The 20,653-nt window shown below is 55.1% G+C and carries 15 protein-coding genes, 1 tRNA gene and 5 pseudogenes; 9 read left to right on the top strand and 12 right to left on the bottom strand.

Annotated elements, in window-relative coordinates:
• Nucleotides 1-414: 414 nt before the first annotated feature.
• From ET810_RS11315 to ET810_RS11305, 3 genes are all read left to right on the top strand, one after another.
• Entirely contained in the window at nt 415-756 is a 342-nt protein-coding gene (locus ET810_RS11315; protein ID WP_087453615.1) for a DUF485 domain-containing protein, read from the top strand.
• Between the two features lie 2 nt (nt 757-758).
• Nucleotides 759-2,402 (top strand): solute symporter family protein, encoded by a 1,644-nt coding sequence (locus ET810_RS11310; protein ID WP_134316054.1) that lies wholly within the window; start codon nt 759-761, stop codon nt 2,400-2,402.
• A gap of 147 nt (nt 2,403-2,549) precedes the next feature.
• Nucleotides 2,550-3,368, top strand: a complete 819-nt coding sequence (locus ET810_RS11305) for a hypothetical protein (protein ID WP_134316053.1) — start codon at nt 2,550-2,552, stop codon at nt 3,366-3,368.
• A 43-nt stretch (nt 3,369-3,411) separates the two neighbouring features.
• Here ET810_RS11305 and ET810_RS11300 read toward each other — a convergent pair whose 3' ends face one another.
• From ET810_RS11300 to ET810_RS11265, 8 genes and pseudogenes are all read right to left on the bottom strand, one after another.
• Nucleotides 3,412-4,320, bottom strand: coding sequence for a DUF1906 domain-containing protein (locus ET810_RS11300; protein WP_134316052.1), 909 nt, complete (start codon nt 4,318-4,320; stop codon nt 3,412-3,414).
• A gap of 239 nt (nt 4,321-4,559) precedes the next feature.
• Complete coding sequence (locus ET810_RS11295; protein WP_087453618.1) at nt 4,560-5,834, bottom strand: cation:proton antiporter; 1,275 nt, start codon at nt 5,832-5,834, stop codon at nt 4,560-4,562.
• 88 nt (nt 5,835-5,922) lie between these two features.
• A pseudogene (locus ET810_RS13255) lies at nt 5,923-6,506 on the bottom strand (Ltp family lipoprotein).
• Nucleotides 6,507-6,881: 375 nt separating this feature from the next.
• Nucleotides 6,882-8,288: an MATE family efflux transporter gene (locus ET810_RS11285; RefSeq protein WP_134316051.1), complete on the bottom strand. Its 1,407-nt coding sequence runs from the start codon at nt 8,286-8,288 to the stop codon at nt 6,882-6,884.
• The gene (locus tag ET810_RS11280) at nt 8,279-9,349 is read right to left on the bottom strand and encodes a cysteine synthase family protein (RefSeq protein WP_087453620.1); all 1,071 of its coding nucleotides are present in this window, start codon (nt 9,347-9,349) and stop codon (nt 8,279-8,281) included. The genes ET810_RS11285 and ET810_RS11280 overlap by 10 nt, the downstream gene beginning before the upstream one ends.
• Nucleotides 9,346-10,453: pseudogene (locus ET810_RS13250) on the bottom strand (alanine racemase). The gene ET810_RS11280 and the pseudogene ET810_RS13250 overlap by 4 nt, the downstream one beginning before the upstream one ends.
• A pseudogene (locus tag ET810_RS13245) lies at nt 10,447-11,437 on the bottom strand (ornithine cyclodeaminase). Before ET810_RS13245 ends, ET810_RS13250 begins: the two co-directional pseudogenes overlap by 7 nt.
• Nucleotides 11,434-12,432 (bottom strand): TauD/TfdA family dioxygenase, encoded by a 999-nt coding sequence (locus ET810_RS11265; protein WP_087453621.1) that lies wholly within the window; start codon nt 12,430-12,432, stop codon nt 11,434-11,436. The pseudogene ET810_RS13245 and the gene ET810_RS11265 overlap by 4 nt, the downstream one beginning before the upstream one ends.
• A 160-nt stretch (nt 12,433-12,592) precedes the next feature.
• Here ET810_RS11265 and ET810_RS11260 point away from each other — a divergent pair.
• The 4 genes and pseudogenes from ET810_RS11260 to ET810_RS11245 all read left to right on the top strand — a co-directional run bounded on the left by ET810_RS11260 (nt 12,593) and on the right by ET810_RS11245 (nt 17,331).
• A pseudogene (locus ET810_RS11260) lies at nt 12,593-14,135 on the top strand (ABC transporter substrate-binding protein).
• A pseudogene (locus ET810_RS11255) lies at nt 14,129-15,086 on the top strand (ABC transporter permease). Before ET810_RS11260 ends, ET810_RS11255 begins: the two co-directional pseudogenes overlap by 7 nt.
• Entirely contained in the window at nt 15,083-15,859 is a 777-nt protein-coding gene (locus ET810_RS11250; protein ID WP_134316050.1) for an ABC transporter permease subunit, read from the top strand. Before ET810_RS11255 ends, ET810_RS11250 begins: the two are co-directional and overlap by 4 nt.
• On the top strand, nt 15,856-17,331 hold the full coding sequence (locus ET810_RS11245; RefSeq protein WP_134316049.1) for an ABC transporter ATP-binding protein: 1,476 nt from the start codon (nt 15,856-15,858) through the stop codon (nt 17,329-17,331). The genes ET810_RS11250 and ET810_RS11245 overlap by 4 nt, the downstream gene beginning before the upstream one ends.
• 331 nt (nt 17,332-17,662) lie before the next feature.
• Here the strand turns inward: ET810_RS11245 and ET810_RS11240 are convergent.
• A tRNA-Arg gene (locus ET810_RS11240) sits at nt 17,663-17,735 on the bottom strand.
• A 183-nt stretch (nt 17,736-17,918) separates the two neighbouring features.
• Between ET810_RS11240 and ET810_RS11235 the strand changes: the two genes are divergently transcribed.
• Nucleotides 17,919-18,197, top strand: a complete 279-nt coding sequence (locus ET810_RS11235) for a cg0963 family protein (RefSeq protein ID WP_087453624.1) — start codon at nt 17,919-17,921, stop codon at nt 18,195-18,197.
• A 6-nt stretch (nt 18,198-18,203) separates the two neighbouring features.
• Nucleotides 18,204-18,959, top strand: a complete 756-nt coding sequence (gene cobF / locus ET810_RS11230) for a precorrin-6A synthase (deacetylating) (RefSeq protein ID WP_087453625.1) — start codon at nt 18,204-18,206, stop codon at nt 18,957-18,959.
• Here cobF and ET810_RS11225 read toward each other — a convergent pair.
• The 3 genes from ET810_RS11225 to ET810_RS11215 are packed head-to-tail and all read right to left on the bottom strand — an operon-like array spanning nt 18,956 to nt 20,553.
• Nucleotides 18,956-19,207 carry a mycoredoxin gene (locus tag ET810_RS11225; protein WP_013911060.1) on the bottom strand — a complete coding sequence of 84 codons (252 nt, stop codon included), beginning with the start codon at nt 19,205-19,207 and terminating at the stop codon, nt 18,956-18,958. The two genes, cobF and ET810_RS11225, sit on opposite strands and share 4 nt — an antisense overlap.
• Before the next feature lie 18 nt (nt 19,208-19,225).
• On the bottom strand, nt 19,226-19,753 hold the full coding sequence (locus ET810_RS11220; protein ID WP_087453626.1) for a dihydrofolate reductase: 528 nt from the start codon (nt 19,751-19,753) through the stop codon (nt 19,226-19,228).
• Nucleotides 19,753-20,553 carry a thymidylate synthase gene (locus ET810_RS11215; RefSeq protein WP_087453627.1) on the bottom strand — a complete coding sequence of 267 codons (801 nt, stop codon included), beginning with the start codon at nt 20,551-20,553 and terminating at the stop codon, nt 19,753-19,755. The genes ET810_RS11220 and ET810_RS11215 overlap by 1 nt, the downstream gene beginning before the upstream one ends.
• Nucleotides 20,554-20,653 lie beyond the last annotated feature (100 nt).

The raw sequence follows: 20,653 nt of genomic DNA, 5'->3' as shown, positions 1-20,653 counted from the left end.
GTTGTTACTGGCTGCTGTGCATAAAGGTGGGTCCTTATATGGGGCCCGCCTTTTCTGTTGGTCAAGATGCGGCGGTGGGGATCGGTGGCGCTCAGTGAGGCCCAGCGGGGTGGGGCTTTATAAGGCAAATGGTAGAAGTTAAAGCCGCGAAAACTTGCGGATACGGGATTAACAAAATTTGCAAAAGACTGATTGTGGCAAATGTGGGGGTGGGCTTGCGTCCGTGTTGGTGCAGTAAAAGGGTGCTTGAGGGGGTGGCTGGGACGCTAGGGGTAGGGAGGTTTAGAAAATTTACTATCCAAATATCTTGTGACTTGGGTAACTTTTACCCATTGAGTTTGTGACCCGGATCTCACGGGTTGGACTCTCAACGTCTGAAACCCCCGAACACTTCAGAGGAAAGGAGCATTCGAGATGAGTGCACCAACTGAGGCGCATGGCGTGCGGCAGCCAACTGCTGCAGAGTTTCGTGCCATGCAAGTGAGCCCCCAGTTCAAGGAGCTGAAGCGAACATATCGTTCCTTCACCTTCCCGATGAGCATCGCGTTCTTCGTCTGGTACCTCGTATTCGTTATCGCAGCGACCTATGCTCCAGATTTTATGGGGACGAAAGTGGTTGGCTCGATCAACTTAGGCGTGATCCTAGGAATGACACAGTTTGTGACCACCTTTGTGATCACGTGGATCTACATCAAGTACGCAAACAAGAACATCGAGCCGCGTGCACGTGCGATTCGTGAAGAAATGGAGGGCTAAACATGACCACCTCTTATGTTGCAGCGGAATCGTCTGCAGGAAACCCAGTCCTTAACATTATCGTCTTCGTCGCTTTCATCGTGATCACGATGGCCGTCGTGCTGCGTGCAGGTAAATCCACCAAAGAAGCCTCTGACTTCTATACCGGTGGCGGATCCTTCTCCGGAAAACAGAACGGCTTGGCTATCGCAGGCGATTACCTTTCTGCTGCCTCCTTCCTAGGCATCGTTGGAGCCATTGCCCTCAGTGGTTATGACGGATTCCTCTATTCCATTGGCTTCTTCGTCGCATGGCTCGTCGCTTTGCTCCTCGTTGCAGAGCCACTACGTAACGTTGGCCGCTTCACTATGGCCGATGTTCTTTCCTTCCGCCTCAAGCAGAAGCCAGTCCGTGTGGCTGCGGCCTTTGGCACGTTGTTTGTGTCGCTGTTCTACCTGATCGCTCAGATGGCGGGCGCCGGTGCGCTGGTCTCCGTGCTTCTCGACTTGCACAGCAAAGCAGCCCAGTCGATCGTCGTCGCTGTCGTGGGCGTCATCATGATCGTCTACGTCTTGATCGGTGGCATGAAAGGCACAACCTACGTCCAGATGATCAAGGCTGTGCTCCTCGTTGGTGGCGTGACCATCATGACGATTCTGGTCTTTGTGATGGTCAAGGGTGGGCTCTCCAACCTCTTCGATCAGGCTGTTTCCACGCATGCGGCTTCCGATTACCTGGCCAAGAAGGGCTACGACGCCTCCCAGATTTTGGAGCCAGGCCTGAAGTATGGCGCGACTGCAACGTCCAAGCTTGATTTTCTCTCGCTCGGTATTGCGTTGGTTTTGGGTACAGCAGGTCTGCCACACGTGTTGATGCGTTTTTACACGGTGCCAACCGCAACGGAAGCACGTCGCTCCGTCACCTGGGCAATCGTGTTGATCGGTGCTTTCTACCTGATGACCCTGGTCCTCGGGTTCGGTGCAGCCGCTCTCGTTGGCCCGGACCGCATCATGGCCGCGCCGGGTACTGCTAACGCCGCAGCCCCACTCCTTGCTCTGGAACTTACCGGCCCTGTCTTCATGGCTCTGATCTCTGCAGTTGCCTTTGCTACGGTTCTCGCCGTGGTGGCTGGCCTTGCCATTACTGCTTCTGCATCAGTGGCTCACGATATCTACGACGCAGTGCTTCGCGACGGACAATCCACCGAGGAAGAGCAGGTGCGCGTCTCTCGTATCACCGTTATCGTGATCGGTGTCGCGGCTATCGCCCTGGGCATCCTGGCGATGCAGCAAAACGTGGCCTTCCTGGTCTCCCTTGCCTTTGCTATCGCAGCTTCTGCAAACCTCCCGACGATTTTGTACTCGCTGTACTGGAAGAAGTTCAACACCACGGGTGCCATTGCCTCGATCTACACCGGACTCGGTGCGGCACTGTTGCTGATTATCTTCTCCCCAGCAGTATCGGGGTCGCCTACATCGATGATCCCGGGCGCAGACTTCGCTTGGTTCCCGCTGACCAGCCCCGGCATCGTCTCTATCCCGCTGGCCTTCCTAGCTGGTTACATCGGAACCTTGGTGGGCAAACCCGATAACTTTGATGACCTGCAGGCTGAGATGGAAGTTCGTTCCCTCACCGGTGTTGGTGTCGAAGCTCCAGTGGATCACTAGTCCCGAACCTAGTCGCATCCCCGTAACCTAACGGATTTCCGTTCACAGACCTCCGCGGTGAGTCATCACCGGAGCTTGCCGCGGTGTTCGGGGTATCTGGTGGTGTCCGGCGTTGAGCGATCAGCGTCGGACACTATTATTGTCCGCATGGATAGTGGTTCGGGTGCGACAGAATATTGCGCGCCGTATCTACCGCGGTGGAAGTGTGTACCACTGATTGTTTCCGCGGCCGCTCTTGTGTCCCTTCCCTTTGTCTCGGGGGAGGGACCTTCTGGTGATTCTGCCCTGGCTACTCTCGGTCAGCCCAAGGCCTCGGCCGCAGATATTCCCAGCGCACCACTCGTGTTTGATACCGCGGAGCCATTGCAATCGTCTGGTGTGGATTGGCTGCGCGACCAAGTTACATATGTAAATGTGCGCACAGGAGAGCACCGTGGAACTGCGGCAGAACGAACTGCACGGCCGGCGCTAAGCCTGAGCAAGCTGTATATCGCCGACTATGTTTTTGAGCATGGAACTCGCAAAGAACAAATAAAAGCTGTTCGGATGATCCAAAAAACGGACGACGATATAGCAGACGCGCTTTTCGACGCCTATCCAGATTGCATAGACGCAACAGCTAGGAAATACAGCTTAGAGGCTACAAAAACTGTTGGTCGCTGGGGTTATTCATATACGTCAACGTATGACGTGGTTCATTTTATTGTGCAGCTGTTGCGGGAGAATCCCGAGTCTAAAGTTCTCTCCGCGATGCGGTCGGTTGCAAGCAAAGCAAGCGACGGCACTGTGCAGGATTTTGGTACGTACACGCTACCTGGGGTGGAAGGAACCAAACTCGGCTGGTCAAATGACAGAGATATGCACTCGTCGGTATCTTTCGGAGCCGATTTTGTCGTGGCTGCAGCTGTGGTGGGAACACAAAAAGACTTGACCGATCTGGTTCAGCATCAGATCTTGCGGAAATAACTAAGCGGCGACCTTGTGTTAAGGCCGCCGCTTGATGTTGGTCCTAGCGCGGGCTAATCATCTTGAGCACCTCAAGTGCAGCGTTAATCTGCGCCTGCTGCGGTGCAGGAATATTGATAGGAAGCTGAGAAGAGAGCTGCTGGAGATCGGGGAGACCCGGAATTACGGGAGCGGGGTTGCCTGGAAGAAAAGGCGGTGCTGCCGGGGCGGTGCCGGGGAGCCACTGACCCCAATCCGAGGCGTACACATTGTTGATGTCCACGCCGATGCCGGAGATTTTGCTTGCGTATCCAGCTTTCTGGTGGATCGTGGTGCGTGGATGGATGCGGCCGTTGGAGCCCCAATCATGTTGCCAGAAGAAAGAGCCAAGACGATCAGCAATAGCCCAGTCGATCACGTTGTAGTTGCCGTAGATGCCGAGGCTATAGCCAGCGGCACTGAGTGCCGAGCCAAAAGTCTGCAAATATGGTCGGATCTGGTGGTCATATTGGGCGCGCGTTGGGTTGTCATCAATCGCCACATAGATCGGACGTCCTTTAGGGCCACCTGCGCCGACGTGAAGGGCGATGGCTTGTGGTGCGTGGACTACTGCACCGGCGGCGCCCTGCTTCCAATCCGCAGTAGCATCCTTGCCAAACTGGTAAACAGATGCAGTGGCGAGTCCTAGAGCAGCATTGGCTGTGGTCTCTGCGAGTGTGACTGGTTTGCCAAGCATCCAGTTTTCGGTGCCAGGGCGACGTTGGGAAACATATCGGACGGCGCCAATATGTCCTGCTGCTTTGACATCGTGTGCGCGGGGAACTCCGGCGGCAAAGTCGATGACGGTTCCCAGGATCGGTCCGGGTGCGGCAGATGCGGCAGGAGTCGCTGCCAGTGTGGCAGCGCCACCGACAAAGGCAGCAGATGCCTTGAGGAATCCACGCCGGGACATCGGAGTATCAAAGTTGGGCATGCTAAATGACTTTCCTGTCTTTCAAACAGTGTAAAAGTGCTGGGTCGGTCAGAAATATGCAGCGGCAGCAAAACTCAGACACATGATACAAATGAGGCTTTTGGATGTGTTTAAACCTCGTGGGGCGAATTTTGATGCTACAGGCAATAGTTTTAACTACAGTAACACCTCTGGGCGTAAAGAACGAGGGGGAGCACACCACTAAATGTGCTCCCTACCCTCCAAGAAAGCGGTCTTGCCTAGGAATGTGAGGCGTCCTGATTCTGTTGCGGGGACTCCGTATAAGCTTTCGCTGGCTTGAGATGACTAGCGAGCAAGGGGAAGAGCAGTACAGTGATAGAGCCCGCAGCTACCATGATGGACGCATTTTCGTGGCTCAATATGCGGGAAGCCGTGGCGACTTCCGTAACTGCCACGATGATCGGTAGAGCAGCCGCGGCAAACAAGCTCAGCTGTAATTTTTCTCTCCAATCTTTTAGCCCCGAGCCAGTATTAAAGAACATCTCCCGCAAGAAGACTGGAAGACCGCGCGTGATGTAAATCAGCGGGATAAGAATGATGAGGAACCAGGGCTTTTCTGCCACTGCTGCGGGATCAATGGCCATACCCGAACAAATGAAGAATACCGGTATAAGCAGGCTATAACCGACAATATCTAGACGCTGTTCCAGTGCTACTCGGTACTTTTGGGGAACCATTTGTCGCAGGATAAAGCCTGCAGCAAAAGCCCCGAGGACCACGTCTAATTCAAAGACTGCTGCGACAGCCATCAAGATGGCCAGCATTAACAAGATGAGTCGCAGGACTGTCTGGTTTGTTGATCCCGCCCCATCGACCATCGCACGTCCCATCCATGGGAGGAACAATTTCACGGTCTTGGGGACAATGGCTACCACAATAGCGATGAGGAAGAACACGAACAGGACAGCAGCTGTCATCCATGTTGAGCGAGCCGACAGCAATAAAGCCATGGCCAGAATAGGGGCGATTTCTCCGATTGCTCCATGAATCATGAGGGATGATCCCACGGAGGTGTTCAGCAGATTCTGTTGCTTCATAATCGGTAGCAACGTTCCAATTGCCGTGGAGGTAACGGCGATGGCAAGCACGATTGCTGTGGAAAAGTTATCAAAGCCCAAGATGGCAAAAGCTCCGAGGAAGCTCAACACCGCACATATGATCCACGTGGAAAGGCCGGATCGTCCTTCCTTTCCACGGAGGGTTTCCGGATCGATCTCATAGCCGGCAAGAAGAAAGAGCATACCTAGGCCGATTTCTTTGATTAATCCAACGCCTCCGGCTTCCGAGGCCAAGCCCAGCACGTGGGGGCCAATGAGACATCCGAAAGCGATGAGCAACACGACGGCGGGGATACGTTTCCCCGTGGCGTAGGAGAGCAGCGGGGCTACGAGCGCGGCCGCCATGATCCACGCAAAGGACACAAGGGTATCGGTCTGGCTTGCTTCGGCCGCCAGAGTAATCTCCGCAGAAAACGCGGAAGAAGCATACAACATGGGATAAATGGTAGAGCCACCATTGCCCAAAAACCTTATTGGCAGGGCAAGGTGGCTCGATACCGGGCTACTATCTCAACTACCTATGTTATTGCGGAAGGTTGTCAATGGCATAATGCGCCTGCTCGGGGGTAAATTTTTCTCCGTACTCAGAGACCAGTTGGTCGTAAATTGCATCAGAAGACATCGCCATAGTGTCTTGGTATTTCTTTGCTGTTTCCAGTGCGTTTTTGTTCTCCAGTCGGCTTTGATCGTATCAACTGCATACTGTGCTGCTTCGGGGCTGAATTTCTCCCCGTACTCGGATGTTAACTGGTTGTAAATACCAGCTTTAGACATGTGCATGAGCTTTGAATACTGTTCGGCGCTGCGCAATGCATTTTTGAATTCACGCGGGACATCGGGGGTAGCGGCAACATCGGTTGTCTGAGTCGCAGTGGCAACGTCGTTGTGCTGTGGCGTTGCTGCAATGTTGTTTATAGCTTGCTGTTGGGTGGTTGGGGACCCTGCAGAAGTGTTGGTGTCACCGCCACCTCCCAGAGAAGATACAATTCCAAGGACGAGGAGACCACCACCAGCGATGGCTCCCCACTTAAAGCATCCACCTTTCTTTTTTGCAGGAGGCTGCTGGGTGTATGGGTTATCTGTTGGCTGAGGGATAGGTGCAGACATCGGTGCTCCTTTGAACATGGACTATGAGGGAATAGTCATTGATTGTCATGGGTGACAAACACCGCGAGCACAGCATCCGTAGAAAATATAGGTCGCGGTTTCCACGAGAGTCTGGACCGCGGTGCTTGTCTGATATAGAAGATATGAAGCCCTTGTGACATTGGATGTGTAGCATGCGATGGATTGTTCGAAGAAGGAAAGAAGATGGGTGCTACACCAGTGGAAATGCTAAGTTTTTAAAACTTTTTAGCTGAAGTGTGTTGGTGTCTTAGCCAGTTTTTGAGGCCTATGTGTAAAGAAAAGAAGATTGGTAGCTGTTCCTGAATTACAGGACAACTACCAATCTTTGTGGTGTACGTACTCGCAGGTAGCGCCCTATGACTTTTCTAGAGCCTGGGTTTTTCGTAGGAAGGTGGTCCATAAAAGGAACGCCGATGTTGCCAGCCCGGCGACTAAACCCCACCAGATTCCATGAGGACCGAGATGAAAACCATAGGCAAAAGCTAAAGCAGCGGGAAGTCCTACAACCCAATAGCCTAGGAGGGAAGCTTTAAGGCCTGTTGAGGTGTCATTGATGCCTCGTAATGCACCGATTGCCACGTTTTGGCCAGTATCCACAAACTCCATGAGCGTGCCGATCATGAGCAAAGACACTGCGAGAGCCAGTGCTTCGGGGGTGGCATCACGCATAAAAGGACGGAGCACAAATTCGGGTGTGAAAAGGAAAAAAATCGCGGCTATGGCTACAACTCCCATCATGGTGGCTAGCGCTTGCAGACCGATACGTCGGGAGAGGTGGACGTCGTGAAGCCCAAATGCACGGCTGACCAGTATTGAGCTGCCGTGGGAAAAACCGATTCCGATTTGGAAAACGATGAACGTAACTTGGTACACCACATTGTGAGCCGCAAGAGCATCAGCGCCGAATGACCCCATGATGAGGGCTAAGACCGAAAACATGCCGGCTTCCGCGCCATAGGTGGCTGAGACCGGAGCCCCTAAACGCAGCTGAGTACGTAGCTGCGGCAGGAGCTGGGAGCGGAACGAGGTTGCGTCGCGACGCCAAAAGTCGATGGCGTGGAACGCGTTAATGTCAGGATTTCTGTTGATTAAGACGAAATAGGCGGCTGCAGATATGCAGTGAACGAGCGTGGTGGATAGACCGATTCCTACGAGACCAAGCTCAGGAAACGGCCCGTAGCCAAAGGCAAAAGCAAAGTTCAGCAAGGCATTGACAACGACCATGGCGAGGGTGATCCCCAAGAGCGATTGTGGTTTGCCTAGCCCTACACAAAACTGCCGTGATACCTGGAACCAGAGACACGGAATAAGACCAGGGGCTAGAGCCCACATCATGGGGATAGCGGCGTCGGTAACCGCCGACGGCTGGCCGAACAACGGCAGCGCGTAACTAATCAGGACGAGAAGGATTGCACCAATAACCCCGCTCGCTGTTGCTAAGAACAGGCCAGTGCGCGTGAGATTGCGGATCTCTTGTTGCAGCTCAGTACTGGGATTATGCTCGTAGCGTGCATGGACTTGCGCGATACGGTTTCCCAAGGGAGTAAGGAGGCCGACCGCCATCGTGCGAATTTGGTTAAACCAGATCACCGCCAGACCACCACCTGCCAGGGCCGCAACGCTGAGATATCCCATCACGATGGTGTCCGTGGTGGATAACGCAATGTTGGCCAGCTGGGTCCCAGCTAAGGGGAGGGAAAGCCGCAGAAGTTGCCTATGTAAAAAGCCGGGATCTTGTGAACCAGAGCTAGCTAGACGCACGTTTTTTCCTTTGACCAAGAGACTCGGGTGAGTTTTAGCGGGGCAGGGGATACTCCCTCACGCAATGCGGTTATATGCTTCCAGATTTGTTCCTCAAGGTCGGAATCAAGCAGGTTATGAGAGCGCATCCATGAGTCGTTGAAGACAGTATCCAAGTATTTTTCGCCGCCATCGCAGACCATGGTTACTGACGTGGACCCAGCCGGCAGCGTAGGAAGCAACTCTAATGCAGCAACAACGGCTCCGCCGGCGGAACCTCCGAGCAGCAGACCAGTATGCCTTGCGATCGTCCGGCAAGCCGCGAAAGCAGCGATGTCAGAGACCTTTGCCCCCATATCGAGGAGATCGTAGCGTACAGCAGTGCCGATAACGGCCCCCTCAGGAGTACCGGTACCCGATTGCCTGTAATCATGCGCCGGTCCGCCAAAAGCGATAGATCCTTCGGGTTCTACCCCTATAGTGTGTGGCCGATAACCCAGCTCATTAAGGCGTTCGGTCACCCCGAACAGGCTCCCGCCTGTGCCCACCGCGCTGATCAGATGAGACGGGCAGTGTCCTAGCGTTTCTATGATTTCGTCTGCGGCGGGGTAGTAGCCCCTGGAATTGGCCTCGTTGTCGTGTTGCTTCATAAAAACCCATCCGGGTTGTTGACCAAGTTCTTCGGCGTAGTCCTCGCGTGCTGAGGTCGCAAGCGCATCGTCGCCTTCTGCCGCAACATATTCGAGGTGAGTGTCCATTGCGCTCATGGCATTGAGTTTGTCTTTACAGGAGTGGTTATCCACCACAGCCACAAATTTATAGCCGCGCTCAACCGCAAGAATTGCTAGGCCTTGCCCCGTGTTTCCTGAGGTGGACTCGACAATCGTGCCGCCGGCCTGGAGCCTGCCCTCTGCTTCTGCGGCGTTGATCATGGATTCCGCCATGCGAATTTTTGCGCTCCCGGAGGGATTAAATTGTTCGAGTTTAAGCAATACTCGGCTTCCAGAAGGCGTAGCGACGAGCTCGAATAGCGGGGTGTTGCCAATGAGCTGGGATACGCGGGTAACAACGGTGTTGGTCATGAAAAATCCTCTGTGAAGTGCTGGTGTGGGGTAGTGGAAAAGACAATTTTTTTGGGAGGCTCTTTGCCATGAAACGCGGATTCGTTGGAATCCATCTGATAGCCCGCCGTATCGGGATAGACCAGAATGTCGCCAGGTTGGGGACGGTCGGGGAAGCGGATAAACCTCCGGCTTAGGTAATCGCCATCCAAGCATGTAGATCCCGCCACGGCGGAACTCGTGGGTTCACCCTGGTCAACGATTGTCCCCGCACGGATGAGATACGGGTCCGGGTAGTACTCGGAGTCAAACCACTGCTCAGACAGGCTCAGGCTGGTACCCTCTACAACGGTTACGTTTCCCTCTGCATTGGGAAGCCTGTGGCAGGAGAGCACGGGAAAGTAGCTTGCTCCTACTGCTTGGCACAAACTTCTTCCTGGCTCGGCCAGCAGCGTGATTCCGTGGGCAATCGCCCTGTCTTTAACGCTCGTCTAAGTCGTATCCATTGCAATGAAAACTCACGCCGATGATGCTTACAGGAAGGCCTCGGTGGCGACCAGACTCTAACGCCTGCGCTACGGCATAACTCTGTTCGGGGCTCATACCAAAGCGCGTGTGTGGTCCGCGAGAACTAAGACGGAGCATGACCCTGAGCTTTTTTATCGGCTGTATATCGTGCATGACCCTGGCTATCGCATCAACGTCCTCGGGCCTAGAGACCGTTAGAAGAGAACCGTGGTAGGTAGCAAGCCGGATAAGGTCAGCGGTTGGAGTGGGGCCGGTAACCACGAGTTGTTCTCCAGGCACTCCTGCGCAGAGAGCAGCATGGAGCTCGTTGGTGCTGGCAACGTCGATTCCGGCGTCGTATCCCTGCGCACATATATCGGCGAGGCACCGCGCAAAGCATCCGGATTTGTTGGATTTCTTGCCAAAGCGCAGACCAAAAGCGATTCCGATATCTGCAGCGGTGTCGATCCAGTGTTTCGCCGTGTCCGTGAAATTGCGCGGGTATAGGACGTGGAAAGGTCCACGGGCGACATGCGCGATGCTCTCCAATGTCGGTGAGTGCGCTAATTCCTCCTGCCATGAGGGGATCGGCATACGACAAACGGGAGCGGCTACCATAGGTCCACCTCCACCCCAAGGTTTTGCTCTATGGCTGCAGCCGCGAAAACAGAACCTACTGCGATGTCTGTAAGGACAAGGCCGCTGTTGTAACAGGAAGTAATGCCTGACGACGCCCGCAATGGGCGTTGGGAAGCTAAAAGCGCGGGGAGCTCGGCAGTTATTTCGGGCATAACACCGTGCGCATCTGCAAAGTCTGTTCCGTGAGATGCATCTGCCGTTCGCTTGTGGTGATAATCCGCTCCGCTTGATGGCAGACGCTGGCATCGATGCCATAACCCACCACCACGACGGTGGCATGTTCTTGGAGGTCCTTGGCGGTAACCACCGCGGGAGTATCGGGCCCGGCTGCCCCGATAACAAGATCACATTCGCGTGCTAATGGCGCAGGGTCATCGACCAGATCAACGGTGATGTCCCTTCCTCGTGACGCTGCTGTTTTAAGCGCAACGCAAGGTCCTTTGCTCTTTCCACACTATCCGGGTGATGTCCTGAGATTATGAGCCGGGACAAAGTGGGAAATTCTGTGAGTAGGAAGGGGGAGGCCTGTTGTCCTTGGACCCCTGAACCGATAACGAGTGTCGATGTAGGGCTGCATCCAGCGGCCTGCGCCAAAACTGCGGAGACGGCGGGGGTTCTTAACGCTCCGATGGGGGCACCATCCATCATGGCGATGGGGGCGCCGGTGGTGTCGTCGTAAAGCGTGAGCGTGGTTGCATAGGATTTTTCACGGTGCCCGTCGGCGTTGCGTGGTTCCCAGTGCGTGAAAGAAGTTTTAAAACCCACGGTAGACAGCGTCGAACTACGGCCCAGCATCGAGTAACTCACGCTGGTGGGAACCTTGACTGTAATTTTTTCGGGGCATTCGGCATCCCCGCGCCCCAGCTCTGTAAGCGCAGTACGCACGGCGCTGAGAACTGATTGGGGATCGACTACCACGTGGGCGAGGTCTGCGCTGCGGAGTATACGGAGTGTGCTGGTCATAGGACCTGCCCGTCGATGCAACGGATGCGCTGCCCATAACCGGGCTCTGCTGATTCAGAGGGTAAACGCTGGGTATTGTGCTCCATCATATTAATGCGGAGCATCCAACGATCGGTTCCGTTGTAGTCTGCTGTGAAGGGGACTCGGCCGTGTACACAGGTGTCATTGTTGATGATTACTAGCTGCCCCGGTTCGATGGGCACTGAATATGTCACCGAATCGAGCGCTGCGGCGAGCTGTTCATAGGCCTGCCACCAGCGTGGTGATCCGGTTGAACGATCGGTATAAGAGGGATCAAAACGCAAACCTAGACCATGGTCGCGTTCCCACACGGCGGTCATGGACTCCGGGGCTGAGTTGTCAAAGTCAGCGTAGGAGTCATCGGGCAGGATGACCGCGCCGGGAGTCATAAGGACTTTGCGGGAATCCGCGTCTAAGTGTTTCCAGGCTTGATCGCAAGGCGCTAAAGTCGTCCCTACTTTTTTTGGGTTGCGGAGCCCAAACAGTGCAAAGTGGGTAGAACGGCGGGGATGAAAAGCATCCTCGGTATGCAGTGTGAGGGAAGTGCTGCTACTCGCACCCACCTGTTGTGCTTCTTGGCCCTTGGTGGGGACGAGATCGGTAATGAGGCGTCCTTCTTGTTGTCCTAGCCAACCGAAGGGACGTCCTACCGCGGATGCCACTATGGCAAGCATGAACCGCCACGTTCGGACTTTGCCGCGGCATTCTTGCCACGAAGCCGGGGTGGGGCCGTTGACCGCAGGGAAAGGAAGTCCCGAGATGAGGGCGGCGTGTTGGCGTGGATCGAGGCAGATAACGTCGCGTAGATCGGCGAGTTCATCGTCGAGAAGCGTATCGATGGCTGCGGCAGATTCGGGGTCGTTGATGGACGAGAGCGCTGCGAGTTCGTCGGCAGATTTAATTAATCGGTGTGAGAGTGCGTCATCTATAAAGATTTTTTTGCATGGAGGTGAGGCTAACCTTTTTGCAATCATGCGTAAAGGCTTAAATGGGATTTATTTTCAATTTCACTGGCGGGAGGGGTTATATTTAGGGCAGCCTTGCCAGATTATTCTGGGCGTGGGAAGAGGTCCTGCGGTTCTTTAAGTCAAAGCAAAAATACTTGTTGTAATTTCGAAACAATCAGGGTGGAAAATGAGTAACCTTTCTCGTCGCCAGTTCTTAACCAGCATCGCTGCGCTCGGCCTCGGAGCCTTTACCGTGGCAAGCTGTACCTCGGGCAACACCTCAAGCAACGGTTCGTCTGGGAAAAACCTCGGAGGCCTCGGGAAAGGTCCTTAAAGTCGGCGCGCTAGGTAAGGCCGCGAGCGCCCAGCGTGACCCCTATAAGCTGCTGCCCAATGATTCCGACATGCTTATCTGCTCTCTCATTTGGGAGGCTCTGACGGTTCCCGGCGCAGGCAAGATCGTTGCCCCGCGCCTCATGGAGCAGTGGAAACAACTCAACCCCATGGAATGGGAGTTCACCATCGCTGCTGGCGCAAAGTTCCACGATGGCTCAGCAGTCACGCCCAAAGACGTGGTGTGGTCGCTGACCAAGATGCTTTCCGACGAAGCCAATGGTTTTAGACTCCCCGTGGAACACGGCTCCATCGTTGCTTCTGGCGAACGCACCGTGCAGATGAAGACAGCGACCCCCAACAGCCAGCTGCCGATGCTTGCTCGCCTGATGACTTTTGTGATGAAAGAAGGATCCTCGCCAGAAAAACCAGTGGGATCAGGTCCTTTCCAGCTGGTGAGCTGGGATAATGGATCAGCAAAGCTGAAGCGATTCGACGACTATCATGGCACGGTCGCAGGCTTTGAAGAGATCCATGTTGTTCCTTTTGAAGACACCACGGCTATGACGAACGCACTGCTCGCAGGGCAGATTGATCTTGCGCAAGCAGTAGGCCCCATTGCCGCAAGGTCTGCAGAAAACAACGACAATGTTCAGATCATTAAGCGTTCTCATGACTCCGTGATTCCTCTGATCATGCGCACATCCGATGGACCTTTTGCCGATCCGAAAGTCCGTGAGGCCCTGCGGCTGGGCGTTGATCGTGAGCAGGTAGTACAGCGGGCGTTGTCAGGGTACGGCAGCGTTGCTCATGACATCCTGGGCACCGGCGATCCCAATATCGATTCATCGTTGGTGCGCCACCGTGACGTGGAGAAAGCAAAGGCATTGCTGGATCAAGCCGGTTTTGATACCTCCAAGACCTACGATCTTTTTGTCACCCCAGAAGCACCCGGCCAGGTTGAAGCCATGAAGGTTATCGCCGAACAGCTGGGGGAGATCGGGGTGCGTATTAAGGTGGTGGAGCAGGAATCTGGCCAATTTTATGACAGCACCTGGACCAAAGTAGACCTGTATTGCGGCTACTGGGGAACCAATGATTCTGTGCTCTTCTTTGCCGGAAAAGTACTCAACGGGGCGTCGAAATCAAACGAGTCCAACTTCCACGATGCCGAGTTCGACGCGGCTTATGCTGAACTGCTCGCGTCTACTGACCAGGCAAAGATTGACCAGCTCAGCAAAAAACTCCAAAAAATTGAGTTCGAGCGCGGCGGTTACTTGGTCTGGGGCGCATCGGACGGCGTGGACATTGCGGCCAAAGGCCTGTCCGGTTTGCCCAAAGCTCCCGGTTACGGACGTGTTCTCCTAGAGACCGTAAAAAGGCCTAAAACGTGCTAAAAGCAGTTTCCCGCGCTTGTACCTGGCTTTTCCCACGGCTCGCTATTCGTGCGGGTGCACTGCTCGTGGTTTTAGGTCTTGTCTTTTTTGCCATTGATCGACTCCCCGGAAAAGCGGCAGCCTCGCTTTTGGGAGCAAATCGAACCCCGGAGGCTATCGCGAGTCTTGAGCAAAGCCTGGGGTTGGACAGACCTCCCGCGACGCGGTTTCTACACTGGCTAGGAAAAGCGTTGACCGGTGACTTTGGGGTATCTGTTCATGGAAGACCTATCTCCGAGCTCTTGGCCACGGCCTTGCCAGTAACAATCACCACCACGGGAAGTGCCTTTGGACTTACCGCAGTCCTATCGATCGCAACCTCCATCTGGTGGGTTCAGCGGCCACCCCGGTCGGGGCTGTCTCGGGGATTAGAGTGGGCGTCGACAAGCATTATTGCGCTCCCGGAATTCGTGATCGGCGTCTTTCTCGTGGCCGTGTTCGCCCTGGGGCTGGGGGTACTGCCAGCCGTCACGATTATCGACGGCGGCCTACCCAGCTCAATGGCTATGTACGTGTTGCCCGTGCTCGTGCTTGTGATACCCCAGGTTGCGTGGAATTCCAGAGTGCTGCGCGCAGCGCTTATCGACGCCACCTCCACGCGACCTGTACACAGCGCCGTCCTTGCGGGAATCACGGGTACGAGCCTGTTACGACGACACGTGCTGCCGCTGGCGCTTCCTAGCTTTGCCACCTCAATGGCAACATCTGCCGGTGTTCTCATTGCCGGCACAGTCTCAGTAGAAGCGCTCTTTAACCACCCTGGCGTGGGGCTTACCCGTGGCCACGGCTGTTTCTCAGCGCGATGTGTCCGTGCTTCTTGCGGTCCTGGCAACCACTGGCGCACTGATCCTCCTCCTACTGACGATGGCGGACATTCTCAAAGTCGTGTGCACCCCGAAAGTGAATGTATGACACGGAAAATACTTGCGCTGCTCGTATTAGCTACAGCCATATATGGGCCGCTCGTCGCCCAGCTTTTTCATCTGCCCGCGCCGACTGCGGCGGCAGGACTGCCCTTTGATACAGCAGGAAACAGCGCATTATTGGGAACTGACCATCTGGGGCGCAGTGTAGTCAGTGCTGTGCTGCATGGAGGACAAGCGCTTATCCTCACCGCTGTGGTTGCGGGAACGTTGACCACAGCGGTAGGTGCCATCGTCGGCTGCTTTGGCGTTTTAAAGCCAAAGCTGGGTTTCATCGTAGAGACATGTGCCGACGCCACGATCTTGGTACCAGCGGTTATCGTGCTTCTTCTTGTCTCCGTGCTGTATCCGGATTCTGGCCTATGGCTTTTGGTCGTAGTGGCGGTGGTCGTCGGTTCACCCTACGCTGCACGGGTCATCGCTGCTGCGGCATACCCGGTAGCGCACTCGGGGTATGTCCAAGCTGCTCGGAACGCGGGGGCCTCTGACATCTCCGTGATTATGCGCGACATTTTGCCCAACATGTCTGCAGTACTGCGTTCAGTATGGGGCTTAAGAGTAGTGGAGGCATTGCACCTACTAGCCGTGGCAAGCTTCCTTGGCGTGGGAGCACGTTTGGGGGAGTTTGCCTGGTCAGTCATGGTGCGCGACAATGCCGGGGGAATCACCCTCAATCCCTTTGCCGTCCTGGCTCCGGCAGCCATGCTGGCGGTGGCATCCATCGCGGTCATGGCTTTGATAGGGCAGAAGGAGACACGATGACGACGCCATCAAACGGCCCTCTTATTCGGGCGGATATCGCAGTGACGCTAGAAGCCATCGAACTTGTCCCCACCACTGCACTATGCGCTCAGGCTGGCAGTATCACAGCACTCATCGGCCCTAGCGGATGCGGGAAGACCACCCTCTTGCTCGCCCTGATTGGGGAGAGACCAGCGGGATCTACGGTGACCGGGACGTTGTCTGTATGGGGAGTCGATCCCACGGGCCTCAGCGCTGCGGAACTTGCGCGCTTTCGCCGTGAAGAAGTCGCCTTTGTCGGACAAGACCCAGGTGCCGAACTTCCACCACTCATGACGATCCACGCGATGCTCACCGAGCTAGCGCCTACAGCGGATGTCCCAGGGATTCTGCACAGCGTGGGCCTACCCGCTGACACTGCGGCAAAGCGCCTCCACCAGCTTTCCGGCGGACAACAACGCCGAGTGGCCTTAGCCCGAGCGCTGTCTAGGAAACCCCGCGTTATCGCGCTAGATGAGCCTTTTGCCGGTCTCGATCCCGTGACAGCCAAGACCATCGCGTCCCTCCTACGCAGCGTGGCCGACTCCGGGGTTGCCATCATTATCACGGGGCATCGGCTTGGGGCTTTTCACGATCTGCTGGATGCTCATGTTTATGTTGGGGATAAGGGCGTTGGTGCTGCTGGCGGTGTGACTGCTGATGCTGATGGAGATGCGGCGCTAGCGCCGGGTGCTGCTGGTGAACCGGCGCAGACTCTGCGCGGGGAATCGGCGACAGACATGGTGTTGCAGGAAGAGGCGAACTCATGTTTGCGAGCCTCGGGCTTAAGCTATGCAACCGATGAGGGGGCGACCCTTTTCTCAGACCTATCCTTTACCGTTGTACCTGGCCGAATGCTTGCCATTATGGGGGCATCTGGCAGCGGAAAATCAACGCTGTTGAGGTACTTAGCGGGAAGTAATCTTCAAGGGCGAGGGACAGTGGAATACCGCGGCATACACCGTGAGGCGTCTACACCGTGGCCGCGATTGCATGCGAAAAAATTGCAGATAATCCCTCAAGATCCGGCATCCACCCTTAACCCAAAGATGCGAGCTGTCGACGCGGTTGCTCGCGCCGTACGCGATGCCACTACCCAGAAGCGGTGGTTAGGGAGAGTAGGAAAACGGCGGATGATTGGCCGTCAAGAGGCCACGCAACAGGCAGTAGAGCTGCTCGAACGCGTAGGCATATCTAGGGAGCTCGCTTATCGCTTGCCTTCGGGACTTTCTGGTGGGCAACGACAACGCGTTGCCATTGCCCGCGCCCTAGCCACACAACCGGCAGTTCTCCTATGCGACGAGATAACCTCTGCACTTGACCCAGAATCCGCAGCACGTGTGATGGCGGTGCTGCACGACTTGTGCCGCAGCGGGATAGGAGTTGTTTTTGTTACCCACGATGAACAACTCGTAGCAGAGCATTGCGGGGAAAACAGCAGAGGTTTCCTCTGAGACTGCTGTATTTGTCGTTTTTGAGAACGCTAGCGAGGGTGTGCTTTGTAAAACGCCAGGTGGGGATTTCTAGCGTTCTCAAAAACGACAATTTTTTGGGAGGCGGGGTGACGTAGCCTGCATTTCCATAGACAAAAGGGGGCTTTGCGGCATGATACGAGGACTTTGTCTATGGAAATGCAGGCCCGGGGAAGAGAAGGTGGGGTCTAGCGCATAGGGAATATAAATTCCACGACATTCCCACGACAAAAGCACCTCAAAAAGCCCCAAAACAGCAAAAATAAAATCCTCTCCTACCCATAAAAGTACAGGTAGAAGAGGATTTTAAAAGTGCCCCAGAGAGGAATCGAACCTCCGACACCGGCTTTAGGAGAGCCGTGCTCTATCCACTGAGCTACTAGGGCGCAAAGGCATCGAGGGAAGATCGTGGAGATCTAAGAGCCTTCGGCAAAAAGAATACCGCACACTGCTAGGAAGTTAAGAATTGGCTGGTATTGGGAAGCGAAAAGCTTCCCGCAAGTGTGTTTTGCCCTCTATGCTGGAAGCAGTTGCTCGTTGAGAGATTCAAAAGTGTGGAGGAAAATGTCATGACTGACAAGCACCCTATTTTTCACGATGTTGAGCGTCGTGCCATTACCGCGACTGTGGTTGAGGAAAAAGGAACTGCCGTTCTTGCTCTCGATGAGACCGCAGAGGACGGAACCAGCCGTCGGATTTTAACGCTTAATAAGTTTGATGCAAAGCAGCTGTCTGCAGTGTGCGATCGTTACCTTCATCAGCAGCATTCCATCGATTATGCCAACGTGAACGCTCTTCTCACCGAGGTTGATCGCGCCGCTTTGTACGACGATGAAGACGACGAATAAACAACTGTGCGCACAATACTTGTTATAGGAATTGGCGCAGGTAGCCCCGAGTTTTTGACCTTGCAGGCAATCTCGGGGCTTCGTCGCGCTCAAGCGGTGGTCGCGCTTGATAAGGGGGAGACCAAATCGGATCTGCTGGCTTTACGCCAGGGGATTGTGGATGCGCATGTGCCAGGAACGCCGATTGTGGCGGTGACTGACCCGGAGCGGGATCGTGACCCCAAGGATTACGATGCAGAGGTATTGCGCTGGCATAAAGAGCGCGCGAACCTCCTTGCAGAGGCGATCCGGGGTGCCTCTTCGGAGGACGGGACCGTAGCGTTTCTTGTGTGGGGCGATCCCTCACTTTATGACTCCACGTTGCGGATCATCGATCATATGCAGAAGCTAGAGGACCTTGAGTGCTCTGTTGAGGTAATCCCCGGGATTACCGCTGTTCAGGTTCTTACTGCGGCGCATGGGATTCTGCTCAACCGCATCGGCGAGGCTATTCATATCACCACAGGGCGCAATCTTGCGTCTACGTCGGAAAAAGATCGTCGGAATTGTGTGGTCATGCTTGACGGCAAGTCGGCTTGGATGGATGTTGCCACCGAGCACACTTACATGTGGTGGGGCGCTTTCCTGGGCACGCCACAGCAGATCATCCGGGAAGGATACGTCAAAGAGATCGGCGCGCAGGTCGCTGATTTGAAGCGAACGCTTCGCGCCGAGCATGGGTGGATTATGGATACCTACTTGCTCCGTGAGCTTACGGATTAAGCGGTGAGTTCTTCCAGCTTGCGGCGAACGTCGGAGGCTGGAGGATTGGTGGCGGTGGTGCCGTCCGAGTACTTGACAGTGGGGACGATGCGGTTGCCGTTATTAACGGATTTGACCCATTCGGAGGCCTGGGCATCGGTCTCCACGTCGACAAGCGTAAACGGAGTGTTGGTGCGCTTGAGTGCACCGATGAGTCGCTGGCAGAAGGGGCACCAGTCGGCCGCGTAAATAGTTACGTGTTCTTTCATCCCACCATCATGACTGGTTCAGGGAGTGCGTCGCAACCTTTGGAATTTGTAGTGCAGCGGCTGTGGGGAAGTTACTGCTTGGTAGTCTTCGTTCACTTTTCCACTTATCGACGCCATCCACTCAGTTTCCGATACGATCTCAAACTCGGGGCCAAGCGCAGGGGCGGAAACCGCGGAGTTGCCGAGGACGTCGAGAAGCTCAATGCGCACGATGGTGCGTACTACTTCCTCCACCTTAGGTAGGGTTGCCGCATAAATTTGTCCGCCTCCCATGACCCACGCGTCTGGGACGTCGGGTAGCTTGCTCACCACGCAGGCACCGGCGCTCCACTGACCGGCTGCGGAGCGGGAAAGTACGTAGTTGTGGCGTCCCGGCAGCGGGCGAAAAGCCGGCGGCAGCGACTCCCACGTCTTGCGCCCCATGATGACTGGGCAGCCAAGCGTGGTTTTTTTAAAATGAGCGAGATCCTCGGGCAAATGCCAGGGCATATCGACCCCATTGCCGATGACTCCGTCGCAGGACTGCGCCCAAATCGCCCGCAGCATTAGACCGCGACCTCAGCGCGAATTGCTGGATGTGGGTCGTAGCCGATGACCTGGAAGTCAGCAAAGTCGTAGGAGAAGAGGTCCTTGGCCTTTGTTAGCTCTAACTGCGGATAGGGGCGAGGCTCACGGGCGAGCTGGGTCTCCACTTGTTCGAAGTGATTGTCATAGATATGGCAATCACCTCCGGTCCAGATGAACTCACCAACCTCTAGGCCTGCCTGCTGCGCAAACATATGCGTGAGCGCTGAGTAGGAAGCGATGTTGAAGGGCACGCCTAGGAACATGTCCGCGCTGCGCTGGTATAGCTGGCAGCTGAGCTTCCCATCTGCAACGTAGAGCTGGAACAACAGATGGCAAGGAGGCAGCGCCATATTCTCTAGCTCCGCGACGTTCCACGCTGAGACAATGTTGCGTCGGGAATCCGGATTGCGCTTGAGCATGTCTAAAGCGCCGCTGATCTGGTCAACATGGGTGCCATGAGGCGTAGGCCAGCTGCGCCACTGCACGCCATACACGGGACCTAGCTCGCCTTCTTCGGAGGCCCATTCGTCCCAAATATGGATGTTATTGTCTTGCAACCACTTGACGTTTGATGAGCCTTGCAGGAACCACAAGAGCTCGCCCACAACGCCTTTCCAATAAACCTTCTTTGTAGTGATCAGCGGAAAAGAATCGCTCAGATCAAAGCGCATCTGCTGTGCAAAAAGGCTCGTGGTTCCGGTGCCAGTGCGGTCATCCTTGTGAGATCCTTCAGAAAGAATTGTGCGCAGGAGGTCCTCGTAAGGTGTGGAGATCATGATGCCTGATCCTAGTCCACTTTAGTGGTGGCTTCCTAACTATTTCTCTGGATTAGTTGGGACAAGACACAAGAAAACCCACTCGAAAGTAACCCGAGTGGGA

This window comes from Corynebacterium silvaticum (assembly GCF_004382825.2).
Classification (GTDB): domain Bacteria; phylum Actinomycetota; class Actinomycetes; order Mycobacteriales; family Mycobacteriaceae; genus Corynebacterium; species Corynebacterium silvaticum.
The sequence above is the reverse complement of the archived record's forward strand: the minus strand, read 5'-3'. Positions and strand labels throughout refer to the sequence as shown.